Origin of the sequence: Rhodovulum visakhapatnamense (assembly GCF_004365965.1) — a bacterium.
GTDB lineage: Bacteria > Pseudomonadota > Alphaproteobacteria > Rhodobacterales > Rhodobacteraceae > Rhodovulum > Rhodovulum visakhapatnamense.
Genome location: NZ_SOEB01000022.1, coordinates 29,053 through 45,222, shown reverse-complemented (window position 1 = coordinate 45,222; position 16,170 = coordinate 29,053). Strand labels below are relative to the sequence as shown.

Genomic DNA, 16,170 nt, shown 5'->3' with positions numbered 1-16,170 from the left:
TGCAACGAGACGCCGAATACATGGCCGCAGCCGACCAGCCGTCAGAAGCTCACAATCCCCTTGCCATGCAGGAGCCATCCATACAGGGGTTCAGATCGGGACTGTAAGGTGGCAGGAACAAGAACCAGCATCCGGCCGCGCGCAAGGCTTTGGCAGCGGCGGCATTCTTGTGCGTGGCCAGGCTGTCGAGGATGACGACAGTGCCGGGTTCCAGTTCCGGGATGAGCACATGTTCGATGTAGGCCGCAAAGGCTTTACCATCCATCGCCCCCTTGATGACCCAAGGTGCAAGCAGCGCGTCGGCGCTGAGGGCTGCGATGAAGGTCTGCGTGCCCCACGACCCAAAGGGCGCATCCATCACCAGTCGCTCGCCCCGCTGTGACCAGCCACGCTGGCGGGTCAGGTTGGTTTCGACGGAGGTTTCGTCAATGAAGACAACATGTTCAGGCCGGGCTGCGACGGCAGGTAGGCGATGCTTGCACCAATCGTCGCGCTGCTTTCTTACCTTGGCGCGACGCCGCTCGGTCGCGACCAATGTCTTTTGTCTACGTGAAGCCAAGCTTGCGCAGGAACCGACCAATCGCGTCCGGGTGCGCCTGAACACCGGTCGCATCCGCCAGTGCACCGGCCAATTCAGGCATGGTCATGTCCCCATCCTGGTCAATCAGTTCGATCAGAAAGGTGCGGTGCGGATCAAGCTTACCCTTGCCACCGGGGCGCCCCTGAGGCGCGGCTCTAGCCTGTCCGGTGCGCCGGATCGCACGGCCCCAACGCGCCCCGGTGGCAAGGGTAAGCTTCAGACGCAACGCCGCCGCGCGCCCACTCAAACCTTCCTCGACCAACTTCTGAAACCGCGCACGCAGCGCGTCAGGCAAAGGTGCTGACATGATCCATCCTCCCAAACAGGATGAATCACAGATCAGCGGTCATGGGAATCCCGTGCGATTCAGGTTTTTGGCCGGACGCTTTAGTTTGAGCATCGGCACAGCGATCCCGCGTGGTCTGCCCCCTGAAAAGTGGCCCTCCCTGAAACAGGCTTTCGAGCCAGTTGGAGGACGTGGGAAAGCCCCAGAAGAATCACAATCCCGAGGAGATCGTTGCGAAGCTCCGGCAGGTGGCCGTGTTGAATCCGCAAGGGCGGTCGGTGGCCGAGGCCGTGCGGTTGATCGGCGTCACCGAGTTCAGCTTTTACCTGTGGTGCAGGCTCTGTTGATGGGATGGTTACCTTTACTGACGGCATCGTTACGTGTCAAGGTGATGTTTGAACTCAATACGCTCGGGCTTGGTTCAGCATCTCCTTCGGGCGCACTGTGGCACGCGTGCTGAGCTGCCGCTCGCGCTCGCAACGTGGCGAAAACACCTCTGGCGTGTTGAAGCCGACGAGGCGAATCCGCCAGCTGTCGCCCGGAACCCGGATCGTGTCCCCGTCGACGACCCGCACGTCGCGCGAGGCAAGACCGATGCGCGATGCGGTGCCAGGTGCGGAGGGCTTGCCCACAACAGTTCCCGGAGCAGCGCGCGCCGTATCGATGCCGCCAGTACCGACGGAGGCATCGGTCTGGGCGAGAAACACCAAGACGACGAGCGCGATGAGGGGTAACCATCCGGCGTAGGCCACGGTCGCTGGCGTCTCTTAGATCGTAGCCTTGGGTTTGCGACGCCGCGGGGCCCATTTTTTCGCAAGCCGCTCGAAGCGTTCGATGATGGTGTCGGCCCCGGTATCCTCAGCGTCGAAGTTTCCGCCCGACCAGTGGACCATGTCCTCGTGCTGCTCATGATCGGGATCGGCGAGGGCTTCGAGGAACTCTTCGTAGCCCCAGGCGCCGCCGACGCCCTCCGGTGGACAGGCCCCTGCGGCCTTCAGAAGCCGCGGATAGGTCACGCCCTGGGTGGCCTCGCCCACCCGCTCGATCCGGATGCTGTGGTCCCAGTCATCACCGAAGTCGTAGACATACTGGATCGTCCTGGTGGCGGTCTGGTCGAGCAGCTTTTCCAAGGTCATTTTCTTCGCGTCCATGGGGCTGTCGTAGAACCCGTCCGGGTCGGGCATGCCCCAACTGGAACTCGTAGAGATGGGTGTCGGTCCAGCCCATGGCCGCTTGGATGACCTCATGCAGCCGGTCGAGCCTGATCTTCAGCGGCACCTCGATGTGGCGCATCGGCATTGGCTCGACGTCGTTCAGGATGACCCGGAGGCGGGCGATCAGGGTCATGCGGCGATCCTTTGCCGTGTCGGGGACCAATTCCAAGGCAGGAGATCCGGCACCCGGGAGGCTGTCGTGCCAGGCAGCCGGGCGAGGACGTCACCGAGCCAGGCCTGAGGATCGACATCGTTCATCTTCGCGGTGACGATCAGCGAATACATGAAGGCGGCGCGGTCACCGCCGCGCTCGGAGCCGGCGAAGAGCCATGACTTTCGGCCAAGGGCCACACCGCGGAGTGCTCTCTCGGCCGCGTTGTTCGTCAAGCAGACCCGCCCATCCTCGAGGAAGCGCGTGAAGGCCTCCCATCGGTCTTTCTTGAACATGTAATTGATCGCCTTGGCGACAGGATTGTGCTTCGACATCGTGCCCTGCTCGGCGCACAGCCAAGCGTGCAATGCCTCAACCAAGGGACAGGACAACCGGTGCCTGGCCTCGAGCCGGAACGTGGCATCAAGGCCGTTGATCTGGCGTTCGATGTCGAAGATCGCGTCGATCCTCGCCACCGCCTCCAGTGCGACAGGAGATATATCGTAGGCGGACTTGCCCTTGCGGACATTGCCCTTGATGTCGGCAAGCTCGAAGAACTTCCGCCGGGCATGGCTCCAGCAGAGCGCGCTTCCGGCCGGACCGGGATCACGGTCGCCGCGATAGAGGTCGTTGTAACCGCCATAGGCATCGGCTTGAAGGATGCCCCGCTGCCCGGCGAGATGTCGGTTCGGGTGAGCCATCTCCCGATCGCGCGAGAAGTAGAACAGCGCGGCCGGCGGTGCACCGCCCGCGAAAGGCCGGTCGTCGCGGACATAGGTCCAGAGCCGCGCGGTCTTCGTACCGCCCCGGGCCAAGAGCGGCACCGTGGTGTCGTCGCCATGCAGCCGCTCGACGGCCAGGACATGGGCCCTGATCAGCGCATGGATCGGCTCCAGCGCCACGGTGCAGGCGCCGACCTGGTCAGCCAGGGTGGACAGGCTGACCTCGACACCTTCCTTGGCGTAGCGCTCGACTTGCCTATTCAGCGGCTGATGCTGGCCGAACTTCTCGAACAGGATCAAGCAGGTTGGGCCCAGCCCAGCCACGGGGTGTGGGATGGAACGGCGCTGGCGGCTGGCTGATCTTCTCGCATGCCCGGCAGGTGAACTTCTCGCGGATCGTCTGGATCACCTTCCACTGCCGGGGAATGACCTCGAGCGTCTCGGTGATATCCTCGCCCATCTTCACGATGCGATCCGAGCCACAGCAGGAACAGGGCGTGGGCGCCGAAATCACCACGCGCTCGCGCGGCAGATGCTCCGGGAAGGGTTTGCGGGCCGGGCGGCGACGCTCGAACCCCGCGACGGACGTGGTCTTCACTACCTTCTCGGCGGCGATCTCGTCTTCAGTGGCTGCGGCCTCGAGTTCCTCAAGCTGCAATTCCATCTGGTCGATCAGGCGGGCGCGGCGCTCGGAGCTGTGGCCATATTGCTCGCGCCGGAGCTTGGCGATCTCGAGCCGGAGATGCTTGATCATCTCTTCCGAGGTCGAGACCACCGCCCGGGTCTGCGCCAGCTCGCTTTCTGCGGCCTCGGCACGGGCCTCCGAGGCCGCAAGCGCGGCGCGCAATCTGGCGATCTCGGAAGCGGCATCTGGCATGGCCGAGACCTACCATGCAGGCATCGGAAAGCCCATAAAAATAAGGCCGGAGAAGCCAATTTAGCCTGCCTTTGCAGGGCGTTGCGTCCAGCGCGGATTGCGCCAGTCGATCCCCTCCAGGAGATAGCCGAGCTGGGCTGCGGATAGCCGCCGTCGCGCGTTGGCGCAGGGCCGGGAAAGCCGGTTTTCCGCCGTTCCATCGTCTCGGGCAGCCGCAGGAGCGGCAAATGCTGATGACGCGGCACGGCTTACTCCCCGGCCTGCGCTTCCAGCTTCTGTTTGCGTGTCAACCGTCGCCTCGCATCCCGCATCGCTTCACGGAAATCCTTGTCCGAAACAGCCTTGCTGCCGCCGAGGACCGACAGCTTCATTGCCTGGACGCAGACCCGTTCAAGGTCCGCATAGGAATACCCCAGAAGCTGATCCGCATAACCGGCCGGATCGAAGGATGCCCGGACATTGCGGAAAGCATGAATCAAGTATTTGCGTACCATCGCCGCATCCGGCGCATCGAACCAGACGATTTCATCAAACCGCCGCCACACTGCCGGATCGAGATGCCCGTCTAGATTGGTCGCCGCGATCAGAAATCCGCCCGGCTGAATCTGTTCGATGAAGATCAGCAGGCTGTTGACCACACGGCGGAGCTCGCTGTGTTCACCGGCCTCTTCGCGGGAGCGGGCAATGGCATCGAACTCATCGAAGAACAGCACACAAGGCTGACGGCGGGCGAATTCAAATGTCTTGCGAATATTGGTCGCCGTTTCGCCCAGATAGGAGGAAATCAGACTGTCGAGCCGGACGTGAAAGAAGGGAAGCCCGAGCTCATTGGCGAAGACTTCGGCGCACAGAGTTTTACCGGTGCCCGGCGGTCCGCAGAACAGCAGTTTGGATCGTACGGGAAGTCCGTGACGCCTGATCCGGTCTGCCTGCCGGAATTCCCGGATCAGCCCGAGAAAGAGCTCAGTGTTCTCCGTAGAGAGCAGAATATCCTGGGAGCCGTGCGCCGGCTCTACCCGCTGGATGAAGTCATTAGCCTCATCCGGAAATGGAACCAGGCGCGAAAGTTCGCCGGCATGTCGCGCGGCCGCACCGATATTTTCCACCGTTTTTCGAAGACTGCGCGCCAACACGCGGTTGTTCTTCTTCTCCTCTTCGGAGATAATTTGCTCGACAACCGCGCGGAATTCCTCCTCATGGCCATAGCTCGCAAGCAATTTTTTGACCAGTTCACCGCGTGCCATGCTCGCCCCGTGTTTTGGTTGACGATACCTGCATTGGGAGCTTCTGACCAGTATTGATATCTCAGTGATGGCCCCGGACCTCGTATCAGAAACCAAGTGAAATGTCGCGCTTCGGCCCTTGGGATGCCGGTGTATGATCGGCCGGGCTGGGCCGCTGTGCAGGCGGCCCATCACCTTCAGATTTCGACGCTTTCCGAGATCGCGAGCGCGTCCTCGAGCTCGACCCCGAGGTAGCGGACAGTACTGTCCATCTTGGTGTGCCCGAGCAACAACTGCACGGCTCTCAGGTTGCCCGTCTTCCGGTAGATCTGGGCGACCTTGGTGCGGCGCATCGAATGCGTGCCGTAGGAGGTCGGGTCCAGGCCGATGGATTGAACCCATTCCCGGACGAGGCGGGCGTACTGGCGGGTCGAAATGTGGAGGCGTTCGTGGAACCGCCCCGGCCAAAGGTATTCGGAGCCGACCATCAGGGGCTCCTCCATCCAGCGCGCGAGCGACCTGCGCGTGCCCTCGGTGATCTCGAACCGGACCGGCCGCTGGGTCTTGCTCTGGATGATCGAGGCGCGCTCCTTGACCTGGCCGGCTGCGTAGACATCGGCCACCTTCAGTTTCACCAAGTCGCAGCCGCGTAGCTTGCTGTCTATGGCGAGGTTGAAGAGCGCGAGGTCGCGGTGGTTCTCGGCGATTTCCAGCCGCACGCGAATGGCCCAGACGTGTTTCGGCATCAGCGGACGTTTCTGCCCGACGACGCGGCCCTTGTTCCAGGCGGGGCGGCAAGCGCGAATGGCAGGCAGGTTGGCAGTGGGCATGGCAGTTCCTCCCATCCGCCACGCCCACCACGACACCAACCCGACGTTGGTGACCCATGATAGCACGGGGGGCCGGCGAAGCGGCACGGCCAACCGCGGGGCCCCAATCGACCAACGCTGCGTCGCGCCCGAACGGGCGCAATGCGCAGATAGCGACCGTCACAGAATGGGTGCTGCGGAGTAAGCCATAAGGCCGGTTGGCCCACAGTCCGGAGCCTCGCCACATCCTCGAGCGCTACGGCGCGATTCACCAGACCGGCCATTCGCCGCATGCGAAAGTTCCACTCCCTGGTCGCGGCCGGTTGAGCAGAATCTTCGCGCCTTTCGATCTCATACCTTGATCGCCAGCAGACCCGCATTTTGGAGGCATTTGTCTCAAGCGCAACGCTCGCTTTGGCTCTGGCGTAGATTTCCACGGGTAGCTTTCCGGCGACGGATGCCGAGGAAGACGACATGCCGTCACTTAATTCTGTGGCTTACTCCGTTCACAGGGATGGGCAGGGAGAGTTAAGGGCTCCAATATGCGTCCATCACGCCTTTTCCGGTTCGCTTGATGTGACCTTCAGGACCGTCAGGGTCCGTCGATGGCCGTCCCGCGTCTCCCAGTGGAAGGCGGCGCCTTCGGACAGGCCGATCAGGGCCACGCCAAGCGGGGTCATGACCGAAACCCGGCCCGCACCGATATCCGCGTCCTCGGGAAAGGAGAGGCTGATCGTTTTCTCCTCTCGGGTCAGTTCGTCGCGATAGGTGACGCGATTTCCGATCGTCACGACATGCGCCGGAAACTTGGCGGCAGGCATGATGCGCGCCCGCGCAAGTTCCTCGAGAAGGCGGTCGGACAATTGCGGATTGCGCTTCGCCGCACCCTCGGCCAACGCTTCGAGCCGGTCGAGGTCTTTTTCACTTATGACGATTTTGGGGCGAAGCTTTGAGCGCGACGTCGATTTAGTCTGGATATTCATGGTGATTACCTGCCTCAAGCTTGAAAGAGTAAATTGCGCGTGTCAGGCGAAGCGGCATCGTCCGGATGTCGGACGTCAAGCAGCAAGAGCGTGACGATTGAGCCGTCGTCCCGAAGGAGGGGCGCACTGGTGCCGGCACGCATTCCCAGGAGCGTCGCGCCAAGAAGCGAGGACACCGGAATGATCCCGTACCTCCCGCCTGCGCGTGCCCGATGGCTGAGCAACCCGGTTTTGGAAACCCCGGCACCGAGAGAATAGACGACATGCGACCCGGCGGCGGCCACATCATTCGGCACATCACCGGGGACAATGGCGGCGCTTTGCATTTTATGACGCAGAACATGCTGCAGGAAGAGCGATCGCATCTCTCCGTCCGTGTCGCAAAGCCGAACAAGCTTGGAAAGCTCATGCCGGTCGGCCTGCGTCAGCGTGACGGCAGGTCGTACAACCATGCCGCAACGGGGGCTCTGTGAGATTCTGCGCGTGGTTTCGAATGGACCGATGACCATGGCTTCTCCTCGAACGAGTCACTCGTTCAGTTCCGGATTAGGATGTCGAGGAGCCCCGGGGGTACGCTGGCGAAAATGCACCCTGACCGCCCGGGGTTACCGGCGGTTCAGCAGACGAAAGACATTATGCTCATTGCAGACCACCATCCCAGCAAGCTAGTGGCTCGGTTGCGATTGGTCAATCCGGGTCGTCCGGTCGGGATCGCAACCGCAGGAAGTCGGCCAATTTCTGCCGATCGGCGTAGCACGGCATCGGGGTGTTCGAGCCTTCCGTTGGGCAACAAGGACTTACCTCAGGAAAAAGACGAGGGACATGCTTGCGCCGACCAGTGCAATGAAGGCCCGGAGCGCCCTCACATTGTGGATGCGCCGCGAGAGCGCCGCGCCGATATACCCACCGATGGCCGATGCGGCGCCGAGAACCAGTGCTTCTTTCCAGGCGATCAGGTCGGCAGCAATGTAAACCGTAACGGAGACCGCAGAGAGGACGGACGAGACAAGGTTCTTCAGCCCGTTCATCTCCCTCAGGTCGGTAAGGCCGATCAGGCCGAAGGCTGCGAGAAGCAGGATCCCGACGCCGCCGTTGAAATAGCCGCCATAGATCGTGACCGCCAAGAGCACGGCAGCCGCCTGCGGCAGTCCAAACGTGCCCTTTCCCATGCGGGCGATGCGCCGCGTGATCGGAGGGCCGAAGGCAAAGGCCGCGGTGGCAAAGGCCAGCAGCCACGGAACCACACCTGAAAAGACGGCGCTCGGCGTCACCAGCAGCAGAACCGCGCCCAGGATTCCGCCCAATGCGGATACAAGCAGAACCAGACGCACAGGCAGGCTGCGCGCCCGACGGACGTCCGCACGGAACGCCCAGGCGCTGCAGAGATAGCCGGGCAAGGCCGCAAGGGTAGCGGTCGCATTGGCCATGATCGGCGGCACGCCGGTCCAGACAAGGGCCGGAAAGGACAGAAAGGTCCCTCCTCCGGCCACGGCGTTCAGCGCGCCCGCGGCAAGGCCCGTGAGGATCAGGACAAGGTATACGGTCATTGCAACCTCCGGCCCGGGAACCATCAACCCGCTCTTGCGCGAAACCGCAATGGTCTGCAAATTGGTACGCATCACCTTGGACGCATGACCAATGCCAAGAACGAGTCCAGCCATTGCATTGGAACGATTGCGCGCGCTTCTAGACGAGCAAGCGCCGCTCATCGGCGATCGCCTGCCGACCGAACGCGCTCTTGCGGGGCTTCTGGGGTGCAGTCGCCAGACCGTGCGCGCGGCATTGCTGGAGATGGAACGGGAAGGCGAAATCTGGCGGAAGGTCGGCAAGGGCACGTTCCGCGGACCCGCGCCGCTTGGCCACCCCGTCAAGGAGACAATCCTGCTGAGTGCGACCGCCCCTGAGCAGCTTATGCAGGCCCGGCTGATGATCGAACCGCCAATCGCGGCAGAGGCCGCAAGACGCGCCTCGGCGCCCGACGTGGCCTATCTCGAGGGCCTCGTTGCGCAAGGAAGAGGCGCCTCTGGACGGGCCGAGGCGGAGACGGCCGATGCCGGGTTCCATCGCGGCGTGGCAGAAGTCGCAGGAAACCCCTTGCTCGGCGGGTTTCTCGACTACCTTGCGAGCGCGCGGCGTCGCGCCGCCTGGCAAAGGGAATGGGATCGGACCTACCGCCGGATCGGCGTCAGGGAATTCGCCGGCCTGCACAGCGATCAGCATGGCGATGTCGTCGCTGCAATTGGCCGGGGCGATCCGCAGGCCGCCGAAGCCGCAATGCGGGCCCACCTGAGAACCATCATGGGCGCGATGCAGCAGCCGGACGACAGGGGGTGACGCCCCCTATCGCTCAATCGGCTGGCATGTGGCGGCCTCCACTTCGCGCTGGCGCTCGCGATAAAACACATAGACGCCGGAGCCCAGGATGATCGCCGTGCCCAGCAGCGTCATTCCATCCGGGATTTCGCAGAAGACGAGGTACCCCACAAGGGTCGCGCCGACGATCTCCAGATACTGGAACGGCGCAAGCAGGCTTGCCTCCGCCTTGCTGAATGCGAAGGTGATCGCGAGAAATGCAACCATCGCAAGGGCACCAGCCGCGAGAACGATCCAGAGAACCCAGCCCGGCAATCCGGAGACGGCGGTCCGCTCGAACCCGAGTGCGCTTGCCAAGAGATGCGCCACCAGAACGATGGCTCCGGCCGACAGAGAGGCGCCGAACTGGAAGGTCAGCGCGGACCGGTCGCGCGTCGCTTTCCGCATGACGATCATGTTGAGCGCATAGGCCAACGCGGCCAGCACTGGCAACAGGACAACCGGCCCGAACTCGACGAAGTTCGGCCGGATCACGACCAAGGCGCCGATCAGACCGACACCGACCGCGGCATACCTGCGCGGGCCCGGAACTTCGCCGAGGAACGGACCGGCCAACAGCGTCAGGAGCAGTGGCTCCACGAAGAAGATCGCAATCGCGGTGGCGATCGGCATCGATGCGAAGGCGGTCACCAGAGACAGGCTCACGGTGACAATGAGCAGGGCCGAGACGAGCGACGCAGCCGATAGAAGTGACCCGCTGAGATGGTGCCGAAGGATCACCGCGACCGGGACGAAGAAAGCCGCCTGCACCAGTGTGCGCCAGACGGTCACTTCGAATGGTGTGGTAAACCCGGTCAGGGTTTTCGAGATCGCGTCCCCGATAGGCAGCAACGCCATGGCCATGCACATCGCGGCGATACCGGCGCGCTTCTCGAAACCGGCGAGATCGGACGGGACAACGGTCAGGTGTGCCATGAAAAACCTCCTCTGACACCGCGGCGGCGGTGCTGGAACAGATCCGGGCGTGCAGGACGATACTGGGGGAACGGAATGACGCCATCATCCCGTGGCTGCCGGGTAGACCCTTATCCTCCCGCCGTCAACACTCTGGGTTGCACACTGGGAGAAATGGCTCGACTCCGTGGCATGTCATCGGTGGCGGGTTGCGTGGGTGATGCAAGCGACGCGCTCGGCGGTCCGCCAGCGGAGGGGACGGCACCTGCATCCATTGTCGGCGGCCATGTTCTCCGGTGCGCCGAACGAACCGGGGCCGTGTCATAAGCCTATGGGGTGAACTGTTCCAGTATGCCGCCCCCCGCCAGCCACGGATGCTGCACCATGAGCAGGGCCATGGCGACAAGGCCACCGGCAAAGCGGGCCCTCGCGCCTTGGGGTAAACGCATGGGCGCCGACCGCATCTGCGCAACGGCTCGCCGCCAGACCTAGTCCCCCATGTCCCGCTGCCGCCGCCGGTCGATGGCCCACGTGCCCAGCAGGGAAAACAGGGCGAAACTGCCGAACATCAGGCCATGGGCCAGGTCGCCGTTCGCGATCAGATGCGCCCCCGACCACAGCAACAGCGCCAGCAGTACCGGGTGGCGGCAATAGCGCAGGATGCCCGGGTCGCGCGGGTCGAACGCCGTATTCCGAAGGCCGCCGAAGGACAGGGGGTTGGGGCGGAACAACCCGAAGACCAGGACCAGGATGGCCGCCGTCGTCGCCACCAGAACAAGCCAATGGGCACCCGGCGGCTCGGGCCACAGGGCCAGATACGGCGCCCGGTTGGCGGCCACCAGGAGAACGCCAAGCATCGCCAGCGACTGGAACGAATAGGCGATGCCGAAGCCCGCACGCCCCAGCCGCCTGACCAGCCAGGACCGGACGGGCGGGCGCACCGGAATGGAATGCAGGATGAAGAAGCCTGACAAGACAGCGATGAATCCGCCTCAGCCCATCCCTCAGTGCTCCGGACGGTGTCTCAGGACGTATCGCCCATATAGCATGGCAAAGCCGCCGAAGGCGCCGATCCAGGTCAGGCCGGAGAGGGTATGGAACAGCGATGCAAGGCCCGGAAATGCGCCTGCAAGCAGGCGTGCCAGAACCGCAAGCAGCAGCAACAGGTAGATCGCGATCGTGCCGGTATCGGCGCGCAGCGTCTGTCCTGTATGGCCGAGCGTCGCGCGCGTCATCACCGCCAGCGTCATCAGACCAAGTCCACCGGCCATCCAGACATGCTGGGCAGAGCCCATGCCGACCGCGTCCGGCCAGAACACCGTGGCCCCCACGGCCAACGCACCGAGCGGCACGAAGAGGTAGCCCGCATGCAGGACCAGCACCAGCGGCTCGGCGCTGGTGCGGTGCCCCGCCCACCGCGCCAGCCGGATCAGATGCAGGCCGCCCGCGAGCTGCAGGGCCGTGCCGGTCACCATCGCCATGGGCGCGATGACCCAGAGCAACAGCGCGAGGCCGAGCGCCAACAGCGCCAGCTTGTCGAAGCGCTGCATCGGCGGGGTGGGCAGGACCGGGCTGTTCTGCCGGACCAGCCAGTTGCGGGTGAAGGACGGCACGATCCGCCCCCCGATCACCCCGATCATCATGATCCCGGTCCCAAGACCCAGCCGCAGCCCCACTCCCTGTGCACCGGGGTACCCCCGCGCAGCCTCCCAGTGGAACAGGGCGTTGCCGAGGATGAAGAGGCAGAGCATGGCCAGCACGATCAGGTTGCGCCAGTTGCGTCCCGCGACGATCTCGCGGCCGAGCACCGAGGCCAGTGTGACCGGGAACAGCAGATCGGCCATAGCGACTGAGATGGGCGGCAGTTCCGCGGACAGGGCGACGGCGATCCGGCCGAGACACCAGGTGGCGAAGAGCGCGCCGAGTGGCCAGCCGACGATGGGCAATCGCCCGGTCCAGTTGGGTACCGCCGTCAGCAGAAAGCCCGCGGCGACCGCGCCGAGATAGCCGAACAGGAACTCGTGCGCATGCCAGGAGATCGGGTCGAACGCGGTCGGCAAGGCGAGGCGTCCGCTGAGCATGCCGATCCAGAGCGCCATGGCGAGCGCCGCCCAGAGCGCGCCCCCAAGGAAGAACGGCCGGAACCCGAAACTCAGGATCGCCGGCCCGGTCCATGCCCGCATCTTCTCGGCCGTGCTGCTCATGGGGCCTCCCGCGTGACTTGGACACCCGCCTCGGTCAGGATGACGTCGAGCGCGATGTCGTGCGGTTTGGGGTGGATCGTGGCGAGCTGCGCGGACTGGAACCCGATCCCGATGGTCGCGGGGCGCGGGGACAGCGCCGCCAGCGTGCGGTCGAAATAGCCGCCGCCATAGCCAAGGCGATAGCCTGCGCCGTCCCAGCCCATCAGCGGCGCGAGCATGATCGCGGGCGTGACGCGCGCCGCCTTGGCGGGCGGGACGGGGATGTTCCAGTCGCCCAGCACCATCCGGGTGGTCGGAGCCCAACGGCGGAACACCAGGGGCGCCGCCTTTTCCTCCACGATCGGCAGCGCGATCATGACGCCCGCGTCGTGCAGGTCGGCCAGGGCTGCGCGCAGGTCGGGCTCGCCCTTGATCGGCCAATAGCCGGACAGGACACGGCCCCGCGCGCCGCCGAAACGGTTCGAAAGAAGATCGAGCAAATGCCCGGCCAGCGCCTGGCTTGTCCTGCGGTGCTCCGCCACCGGGATCTTCCCACGCGCGACGCGCAGCCGCGCGCGCTCCGCCCGGCGCCATCGGGCCACATCCCTGGCCTGCGTGGAGTCCGTGCCGAGCGGGTTGAAATAATCGGGTGCGATTTCGCCCGCCATGCAGGGAGGCGAGGCGAAGCGGGCTGCCGGTTTGTCCTGGTCGTTCATCTCATCCTCTTCATGGCCGGCGGTCCGTCGCGGACTGCGCCGATTGGCCCGATGCGCGGGAGTCCCCGACCGCCCGGACCGGTCGGCGGCCTGGCGTCATCCTTTGGCTCACGACGGCATCTCCCCATGCAGGCTCGCGCGCAGATGGTCGCGCAACACCACGGCCTGGTTGTGGTCGCGATCCTTCGCCCCGAAGAGAAGAGCCACCGGGCCCGCGCGGCACCAGTCCAGACACCGCGCGACCGCTTCGGGATTGTCCGCGAGCTCCGCGCGGTATCGGTCGCGGAATTCCGTCCAGCGGGCGGGATCGTGACCGAACCACTTGCGCAGCGCGGTCGATGGCGCGACCTCGCGGATCAAGTCGTCGAGTTGCAGGCCCTCGCGGCTTACCCCGCGGGGCCAGACCCCGTCGACCAGGACACGCGCACCGGAGATGCCCTCGAGATCGTCATAGACCCGTGCGATGCGGATGGCGTGAATTGCAGTCATTCCGTCAGCCGCGCCGGATCAGTCACGCCAGTAGCCGTTGGCCTCGGCGACGGTCGCGAAATAGGCGGCGATCACGCCCGAGACGTGGATCAGGCTGTCGGGGTCGTTTGCATAGGCGGGGCGCAGTTTGTGCAACGTGTCCACGTCCGTCTGGGTGGTCTTGACGGCGCGGCGCGCCATCAACACCGCAAGGTCGAAGCCCTGTTCGGGCGTGTCGGTCAGCAGACTGGGCAGCCAGGACGACTCGTTCTCCTGGGCTTTGGCCGGTACCGTTGTGAAGACGAGGGCGCAGACGGCGAATGCGGTGAGGACCTGGCGTGTCATGTCTGTCTCCTTTGCTGCCTTGTCTTGTTTGGTGCCGGCGTTCGCTTCCGAAAGCTCGGCCTTGGCCTCGCCGCTCCGTGCGGCGGGCATCGGATCACTCGGCGGCGGCGCTCCGCAGCACGGGGATGTCCCCGGGGGCCATGCAGGCATCGGTGCAGGCCATGTGCAGCGACCGGGCGATCCGCTCGGCGCGCGCGATCACGTGTTCGGCGCCCGCGGGCGTGCAGACATAGCGCGCCGCTGTCCGGAACAGGGCAAGCCATCGGTCGAAATGAGCCGACCCGAGCCGCAGTGGCGCGTGTTTCGGCACCGGGCGCCCATGATACCGACCCGTCATCAGCGTGACCGAGGACAAGAAGGCCACCATCCGATCCAGGTGCGGCGCCCAGTCGGTAATCCGCGCCGCGAAGATGGGCGCCAGTACCGGATCAGCCCGCACCCGGTCGTAGAAGCGGTGCACCAGCTCGCGCAGCACATCGTCATCGAGGCCGGTCTCGTCCATCAGCGCGGCGGTCATCTCCGGCCGGGCGCTGGCGATTGCCGTGGTGGAGGCATTGGCGACCATCGGGCGCTCCCGTCTGTTGCCTCTAGCCATACCCACAGTAATAGGTATTGTAAATACCTATTCAGGAGGGGTGTTCAGCCGACATGCGTCTCACGTCTTTCACCGATTACGGGCTGCGCATGCTGATGCGCATGGCAAGCGCGCCGGACCGTGCCTTCTCGACCGCGGAACTCGCCGAGGAATTCGGTCTGTCCCGCAATCACCTGGCCAAGATCATGCAGCGGCTGGCGCAGGCGGACCTTGTGCAGACAAGACGCGGCGGGGGCGGAGGGGCCATCCTCGCGCATCCTGCCGATGGGATCACTCTGGGCAGGATCGTCCGCGCGCTGGAAGAGGGGCAGGCCCTGGTGGAATGCTTCGCGCCCGATGGCGGCGATTGCACGATAGAGCGCTGCTGCCGGCTCAAGGCGCGCCTGCGCTCGGCCGAGGCCGCCTTCCTCGCCGATCTCGACCGCTCGACGCTCGCCGACATTGCCCTTCCGGCAAGGCCGGATTTCTGAAGCGTTATGGCCCATTGGCGCAAACACAATGGCCTGGTTTGCAAACTTGACAATCGACGGGAAAAACGATCCGAAAGTGGCGCACGGGCCGGATGATCTGGAAGACCTAACCGAGGCCCCTGAACCGGCGGGCTCCAAGTGAGCGGCGAAGAAAACAGAAAGGCCCGGCCTCGATGCATATTCTCCTTACGCGTCCCGCCCTGCAAGCCGAGGCCATGAAGCTGTCGCTTGAAAACATGGGTTTACAGGTCTCGCTTGCGCCGATCCTGGATGTGTCGTATGTCGACTTCAGCCCTGAGACCCTCGAAGCTTCCAAGGCATTCGTGGTCACGTCCGTCTATGCCTCGCTGCGGATCGCGAATGACCCTTCCGTATGCAGGACGGTCCCGATTTACGCTGTCGGTGCCGGAACAGCTGCGCCTCTGCGTCGGGTGGGATTCACCTGTGTTCACGAAGCAGCCGGGGATGCGACAAGCTTGTTGGACCTCATCCTGAAGAAACGGAACCCGTCCGAGGGCCGGATCACCTATCTGAGCGGGTGGGACATCACCGAGGACATGGCCCGGGCGCTTGAGCGTCATGGCCATGACGCGCGGCGCGTCGTTGCATATAGGGCCACGCCGGCGAGATCTCTCTCGAATGCGACACGGGAACTGCTCCGCCGTGGCGATATCGACTGCATTGTCTTCATGTCCTATCGCACCGCGCATTTCTTCACCGCGCTTTGCGAGGAGGCGAGGGTATCTGCTTGCCTGCAGACCATGACCGCCGCGGTCCTTTCGGAAAAGGTTGCAAGCGGCCTCGACCGGAAAGGCTGGCGTAAAATACGCGTGGCGACAGCCCCATCGCAAGAGGCCATGATCGATATACTTGCATCCGCACGCGATCAGGGTTTCCAAGAACACTCAACGCCTCTCTGACACGGCCCGGTCAGACCTCGCGAATGCCGGCGATCCTCACACAAGCGGCTGGGACATTATGATGCTGTCCCTGAGCGTTCTCTAATCGCCTTGGTCGAGCGCTGATCTCTCTGCCGTTTATCCTGCGTGCCGGCCTCTGAGGTTCTCTCCGTGGTCACCGCGCGGGAGACACATGTTGGCGTTCAGGGAAGGGTGGATCGAAGTGGTGTGCGCGGTCGGTACCGCACCGCCGATCTTCGGAGAAGGTTCGGGTTGCAACACCTGAGACCGAGAACGGAGATGACGATGACCGAAAAGAGAATGGCGCTATCCGATCTCCTTGATGGCGACTATCGCTCCAAAAGACCGGAACGAAACCGGT

General features: G+C 64.2%; 20 protein-coding genes and 2 pseudogenes. 4 read left to right on the top strand and 18 right to left on the bottom strand.

Annotated elements, in window-relative coordinates; translation table 11 throughout:
- Positions 1-49: 49 nt before the first annotated feature.
- Together EV657_RS16705 and EV657_RS16700 are read right to left on the bottom strand one after the other, a co-directional pair.
- Positions 50-535 carry an IS630 family transposase gene (locus tag EV657_RS16705; RefSeq protein ID WP_166673725.1) on the bottom strand — a complete coding sequence of 162 codons (486 nt, stop codon included), beginning with the start codon at positions 533-535 and terminating at the stop codon, positions 50-52.
- 10 nt (positions 536-545) lie between these two features.
- Positions 546-887 (bottom strand): helix-turn-helix domain-containing protein, encoded by a 342-nt coding sequence (locus tag EV657_RS16700; protein WP_208323291.1) that lies wholly within the window; start codon positions 885-887, stop codon positions 546-548.
- Positions 888-1,057: 170 nt separating this feature from the next.
- Here EV657_RS16700 and EV657_RS16695 point away from each other — a divergent pair.
- A pseudogene (locus EV657_RS16695) lies at positions 1,058-1,198 on the top strand (transposase); the annotation flags it as partial.
- Between the two features lie 69 nt (positions 1,199-1,267).
- Here EV657_RS16695 and EV657_RS16690 read toward each other — a convergent pair.
- The 9 genes and pseudogenes from EV657_RS16690 to EV657_RS16655 all read right to left on the bottom strand — a co-directional run bounded on the left by EV657_RS16690 (position 1,268) and on the right by EV657_RS16655 (position 8,554).
- Positions 1,268-1,618 carry a hypothetical protein gene (locus tag EV657_RS16690; RefSeq protein WP_134078944.1) on the bottom strand — a complete coding sequence of 117 codons (351 nt, stop codon included), beginning with the start codon at positions 1,616-1,618 and terminating at the stop codon, positions 1,268-1,270.
- A 15-nt stretch (positions 1,619-1,633) separates the two neighbouring features.
- Positions 1,634-2,159, bottom strand: a pseudogene (locus EV657_RS16685) (plasmid pRiA4b ORF-3 family protein).
- Positions 2,160-2,209: 50 nt separating this feature from the next.
- Positions 2,210-3,277 carry an IS66 family transposase gene (gene tnpC / locus EV657_RS16680; protein ID WP_243837692.1) on the bottom strand — a complete coding sequence of 356 codons (1,068 nt, stop codon included), beginning with the start codon at positions 3,275-3,277 and terminating at the stop codon, positions 2,210-2,212.
- Positions 3,210-3,830 (bottom strand): IS66 family transposase, encoded by a 621-nt coding sequence (locus EV657_RS22315; RefSeq protein WP_243837691.1) that lies wholly within the window; start codon positions 3,828-3,830, stop codon positions 3,210-3,212. Before EV657_RS22315 ends, tnpC begins: the two co-directional genes overlap by 68 nt.
- Before the next feature lie 248 nt (positions 3,831-4,078).
- A complete protein-coding gene (locus EV657_RS16675) occupies positions 4,079-5,074 on the bottom strand; it encodes an AAA family ATPase (protein ID WP_134078943.1) in 996 nt (331 codons plus the stop codon).
- A gap of 176 nt (positions 5,075-5,250) precedes the next feature.
- On the bottom strand, positions 5,251-5,883 hold the full coding sequence (locus tag EV657_RS16670; RefSeq protein ID WP_134078941.1) for a tyrosine-type recombinase/integrase: 633 nt from the start codon (positions 5,881-5,883) through the stop codon (positions 5,251-5,253).
- Between the two features lie 530 nt (positions 5,884-6,413).
- Positions 6,414-6,845, bottom strand: coding sequence for a nucleoside diphosphate kinase regulator (gene rnk, locus EV657_RS16665; protein WP_132466150.1), 432 nt, complete (start codon positions 6,843-6,845; stop codon positions 6,414-6,416).
- A gap of 14 nt (positions 6,846-6,859) precedes the next feature.
- Entirely contained in the window at positions 6,860-7,354 is a 495-nt protein-coding gene (locus EV657_RS16660) for a hypothetical protein (protein WP_132466093.1), read from the bottom strand.
- Between the two features lie 288 nt (positions 7,355-7,642).
- Entirely contained in the window at positions 7,643-8,554 is a 912-nt protein-coding gene (locus EV657_RS16655) for a sulfite exporter TauE/SafE family protein (RefSeq protein WP_425057263.1), read from the bottom strand.
- On the opposite strand from EV657_RS16655, the gene EV657_RS16650 reads away from it, so the two are divergent.
- A complete protein-coding gene (locus EV657_RS16650) occupies positions 8,484-9,179 on the top strand; it encodes a FadR/GntR family transcriptional regulator (RefSeq protein ID WP_132466090.1) in 696 nt (231 codons plus the stop codon). The two genes, EV657_RS16655 and EV657_RS16650, sit on opposite strands and share 71 nt — an antisense overlap.
- Before the next feature lie 6 nt (positions 9,180-9,185).
- On the opposite strand, the gene EV657_RS16645 is transcribed toward EV657_RS16650, so the two are convergent.
- The 7 genes from EV657_RS16645 to EV657_RS16615 all read right to left on the bottom strand — a co-directional run bounded on the left by EV657_RS16645 (position 9,186) and on the right by EV657_RS16615 (position 14,389).
- Positions 9,186-10,133 carry a DMT family transporter gene (locus EV657_RS16645; RefSeq protein WP_243837690.1) on the bottom strand — a complete coding sequence of 316 codons (948 nt, stop codon included), beginning with the start codon at positions 10,131-10,133 and terminating at the stop codon, positions 9,186-9,188.
- A gap of 467 nt (positions 10,134-10,600) precedes the next feature.
- Positions 10,601-11,086: an NnrU family protein gene (locus tag EV657_RS16640; protein ID WP_166673724.1), complete on the bottom strand. Its 486-nt coding sequence runs from the start codon at positions 11,084-11,086 to the stop codon at positions 10,601-10,603.
- A 30-nt stretch (positions 11,087-11,116) separates the two neighbouring features.
- The gene (locus EV657_RS16635; RefSeq protein WP_134078938.1) at positions 11,117-12,316 is read right to left on the bottom strand and encodes an NnrS family protein; all 1,200 of its coding nucleotides are present in this window, start codon (positions 12,314-12,316) and stop codon (positions 11,117-11,119) included.
- Complete coding sequence (locus EV657_RS16630) at positions 12,313-13,011, bottom strand: 5-formyltetrahydrofolate cyclo-ligase (protein ID WP_134078936.1); 699 nt, start codon at positions 13,009-13,011, stop codon at positions 12,313-12,315. Before EV657_RS16630 ends, EV657_RS16635 begins: the two co-directional genes overlap by 4 nt.
- Positions 13,012-13,119: 108 nt before the next feature.
- Positions 13,120-13,500 carry a DUF488 domain-containing protein gene (locus tag EV657_RS16625; RefSeq protein ID WP_134078934.1) on the bottom strand — a complete coding sequence of 127 codons (381 nt, stop codon included), beginning with the start codon at positions 13,498-13,500 and terminating at the stop codon, positions 13,120-13,122.
- Positions 13,501-13,518: 18 nt separating this feature from the next.
- Positions 13,519-13,914 (bottom strand): hexameric tyrosine-coordinated heme protein, encoded by a 396-nt coding sequence (locus EV657_RS16620; RefSeq protein WP_243837689.1) that lies wholly within the window; start codon positions 13,912-13,914, stop codon positions 13,519-13,521.
- A gap of 4 nt (positions 13,915-13,918) precedes the next feature.
- Positions 13,919-14,389, bottom strand: coding sequence for a group III truncated hemoglobin (locus EV657_RS16615; protein ID WP_243837688.1), 471 nt, complete (start codon positions 14,387-14,389; stop codon positions 13,919-13,921).
- 83 nt (positions 14,390-14,472) lie between these two features.
- Between EV657_RS16615 and EV657_RS16610 the strand changes: the two genes are divergently transcribed.
- Positions 14,473-14,889 carry an RrF2 family transcriptional regulator gene (locus EV657_RS16610; protein ID WP_132466072.1) on the top strand — a complete coding sequence of 139 codons (417 nt, stop codon included), beginning with the start codon at positions 14,473-14,475 and terminating at the stop codon, positions 14,887-14,889.
- A gap of 173 nt (positions 14,890-15,062) precedes the next feature.
- Positions 15,063-15,809 (top strand): uroporphyrinogen-III synthase, encoded by a 747-nt coding sequence (locus EV657_RS16605; RefSeq protein ID WP_132466069.1) that lies wholly within the window; start codon positions 15,063-15,065, stop codon positions 15,807-15,809.
- Positions 15,810-16,170 lie beyond the last annotated feature (361 nt).